Source organism: Candidatus Neomarinimicrobiota bacterium (assembly GCA_030743815.1).
Classification (GTDB): domain Bacteria; phylum Fidelibacterota; class Marinisomatia; order Marinisomatales; family S15-B10; genus UBA2146.
On sequence record JASLRT010000039.1, the window covers coordinates 1 to 3,688 of the forward strand.

Genomic DNA, 3,688 nt, shown 5'->3' on the forward strand with positions numbered 1-3,688 from the left:
GGACGCTCTGGCCTCCTCGACCGACTCCTCCGGAAAGACGCCAAACCGTCCTTCCGCCACCACTTCCTCGGGGACGGTTGAGTGCCACTGGCCGCCGTGAATCGTCCCAATGTTGACAGGGGCGATGTGGGAAGGATCGTCATAGAGGGGATGACCATTCTCCTCATGGCGACGGACCTCAAGTTGGTGTATGGCTTCCAGCAAAAGAGAGAACTTCTCGATGGCGCTGACGCCGTCCTTCTTCATGGCGGCGTGGGTAGCCTTGCCGGGGACCGAAAGTCGGAATGTGAGCGCGCCGGACTGGACGGGACAGACCTTGAGATTCGTCGGTTCGAGGATGACCGCGGCGTCGGCAGTGTATCCCTTCACGATGGTGGCCAGAGTTCCCACACCGCCTGTCTCCTCTCCAACGACGCTTTGCAGTAGTATATCACCAGCCGGTCGGAAGCCGATCTGTTGCAGTGACTGAATGGCAAAGATGGCCGCTGTCAGTCCAGATTTCATGTCACACGATCCGCGCCCGTAGAGCTTCCCATCTCTGACGGCTCCGCTCCAGGGGGAATCGTGCCAAAGAGATTCATCCCCTGTGCCCACCACATCCACATGGCCATTCAGTATCAGGGAACGGCCAGCCGTTTTATCACCACCTCTCCAGCGAGCCACCACGTCTATACGGGAGTCGGGAGAAAAACCGTCATTACAGAACGCGGGATGGCTTTTCAGCTCATCGAACCGGCTGGGGAAAACATCCACTTCCATGCCCAATGATTTGAGTTTATGGCTTACAAGTTCTTGGACTTCATGTTCCTCATCTGGCAGGCTCGGCGTCTGAGTGAGCTTCTGGCAGTAGCGGACGATATCGTCTCTGAGAGAATCGACGGCTTCTGATATCAGTTTGACTGTCTTCATCATACACTCACCTTTTTGCATTCCAATAAAAATAGGCAGGGAGTCCCAGAAGAATCAAGCCAGCGCCGATGGCCGCATCCCGGGGCGCTTCCAGGATTGTATTGGCTGTCAGCCAGAGAGCGAAGATTATGAAGATGACAGGCACCCACGGGTATCCCCAGACACGGTACGGCCGCGCCAAGTCAGGGCGCTTCTTCCTTAGAATAATCACCGCGCCGGCGGACATACCGTAGAAAATCCAGGAAGCGAAAATCATATAGGTGATGAGCTGGTCATACGATCCCGTAAAGGTGAGAATGGCGGCCCAGGCTCCCTGAAGAATCAGGGCGTTAGCCGGCGTCTTGAACTTGGAGTGGATCGCCGCTGCAGCACGGACGAATCGTTTTTCGCGGGCCATAGCGTAGGTGACCCGGGCGCTGGTCAGAATGTTGGCGTTGTTGGCGCCGAGCGTCGAAATGAGGATTGCCATAGCTATCAGAGACGCCCCTGCGGGGCCGAGGAAGACTTTAGCAGCGTCTGATGCTACAAGTGTTGAGGAGGCCATCTTCTCCGTCGATAAGGCATAGATAAAAACAAAATTGGCGAGGCCGTAAATGGCAATAATGACAACCATGGACAGCAGTGAAGCGAGGGGAATATTGCGGCCGGGGTTCTTAATCTCACCGGCAACATAACTGATTTCAATCCATGCGTCGTATGTCCAGAGGATAGCAACCATGGCCAGTCCGATAGAACCGAGAGAAGGGGTGAATTCAGCTGTCCCAGAAAGGTGGCGCATATCGCCACCCGGCAGTACCAGCCCGAGAATAATGATGCCGCCGAAGATGCCTACTTTGATAAATGTCAGAATGTTCTGTGTCCAGATACCCGTTCTGACGCCGATAACGTTGATGGATGTAAGCAGGACAACGGATACTATTGCTACAACTTGAACGCCGATTGAGGTGAGCGGAGCGAAGTAGCTTAAGTATTCAGCGAAGGCGACGCCGATGGCGGCAATAGAAGCGGTGTTGATGACGCTGAGTGCCGACCAGCCGTAGAGGAATCCCCAGACGGGTCCGTAGGCTTCCGTCAGGTAGACGTACTGTCCGCCCGAGCGGGGCAGGGCTGCGCCCAGTTCAGCTACAGAGAGAGCACCGAAGAGGGAGATAATACCGCCGCCGATCCAGAGCATTAGTGTGAGTGATGGTGACTGAATGTGAAGGGCGATGGTGGCTGGTACAAGGAAGATACCCGAGGCGAGGATAGCACCAACACTGATCATGGTAGTATCGAGTAGACCGATGACGCGTTTCATTTCGGCTGGCGGAGAGTCGTGTTCCATGAGGAAGGAAGTTTAGAGAATTATCTAACAGTACGCCAGAGGAAGTGCGCCGCCAAGGATATGAATCTTTTAAGACTATCGGTAGAGAAGAGGTTGGATCAGCTTTGAGGCAGATGAAACGGTCAGCAGTCAATAATAGCAAAAACAGGATGAGGCTTGAGTTTGTCTGAACCCTTGAGTTCAGCCAGGTTGATGAGGAATGCAAACCCGGTGATATCTCCTTGACACTTTGTCACCAGTTCTCCTACCGCTTGAGCCGTCCCACCTGTAGCAATCAAATCATCTATGATGAGAACTTTGTCGCCTTCTTTGATAGCGTCTTTGTGAATCTCAACAGAGTCCGTTCCATACTCAAGTTTGTATTCTGCCGACACTGTTTCAGCCGGGAGTTTGCCCGGTTTTCTCGCAATAGCGAAAGGGCAACCCAGTCTCAGAGCCAAAGGAGCACCAAATATGAATCCTCTGCTTTCAATGCCAACAATCAGATCAATCTCACTAGTCTCAAACTCGTCACAAAAGATTTCGATAGATTCACTAAATGCATCGTGATCAAGCAACAGAGTTGTAATGTCCTTGAACTGAATCCCAGGTTTGGGGAAGTCAGGAATGTTCCTGATGGCGTTCTTTATTTTGTCTTTATTCATTGATGCTCCTGTAAAATGACCGACATTCACAATCTTCGTTCGACAAAGCAGGTATGGTGTTTTTGATCAGCTTTTTTACCGTTTCGGCATTCTTTGCCATAACAGCAAATACCAGTTCAATGCTCACCTCCTCCTCGCTTTCATGCCAGCAGTCGTAATCCGTACTCATGGCGATATTCTGGTAACAGATCCCCAGCTCCCGGGCCAAAACAACTTCAGGAACAGTGGACATATTTATTATGTCGCAATCCCAGGATCTGAATATCATACTCTCAGCTTTGGAGCTGAATCTCGGCCCTTCGATGGTCACCACTGTTCCTTGCGGGTGGGATGACAAACCGAGCTTTTCAGCCTGATCCTGTAGGACAGCTGATGTTGTTGCGCAAAATGGTGTTCCCATAGGGACGTGCTGAACGGTGGAATCATCATAAAATGTAGCAGTCCGCTTGGTGGTTCGATCGACAAACTGGTCAGGAAAAACGAAATCACCCGGTTTTATCTTTTCTTTCAGAGAACCACAGGCTGTTGTAGCCAAAATATGGGTGCAACCCTGTTCCTTCAGAGACCAGATATTGGCGCGATAGTTCACATTGGTGGGATTGATGGTATGCCCTTCGCCATGCCTTGAAATAATGACAACAGGTACGTTATCTATCTTGCCGACGATGAGATCAGAACTTGGATCACCGTAAGGTGTTTCAACTTTGGTAATTGAGTAATCATCAATAAATGCCGGATCTTCCAGCCCCGAACCACCCATAATACCTATTTTAATTTCATCGGACATTTCTCTGCTCCTCCAACGATTCAC

The 3,688-nt window shown here is 51.3% G+C and carries 4 protein-coding genes; all 4 read right to left on the reverse strand.

Features of this window, described 5'->3' with window-relative positions:
* Positions 1-912 (reverse strand): ArgE/DapE family deacylase (locus QF669_03690; GenBank protein MDP6456546.1); only part of this gene is annotated, 912 nt, incomplete at its 3' end.
* A gap of 4 nt (positions 913-916) precedes the next feature.
* On the reverse strand, positions 917-2,206 hold the full coding sequence (locus QF669_03695; protein ID MDP6456547.1) for an amino acid permease: 1,290 nt from the start codon (positions 2,204-2,206) through the stop codon (positions 917-919).
* Between the two features lie 149 nt (positions 2,207-2,355).
* The gene (locus QF669_03700) at positions 2,356-2,877 is read right to left on the reverse strand and encodes an adenine phosphoribosyltransferase (GenBank protein ID MDP6456548.1); all 522 of its coding nucleotides are present in this window, start codon (positions 2,875-2,877) and stop codon (positions 2,356-2,358) included.
* Complete coding sequence (gene mtnP, locus QF669_03705) at positions 2,870-3,688, reverse strand: S-methyl-5'-thioadenosine phosphorylase (GenBank protein ID MDP6456549.1); 819 nt, start codon at positions 3,686-3,688, stop codon at positions 2,870-2,872. Before mtnP ends, QF669_03700 begins: the two co-directional genes overlap by 8 nt.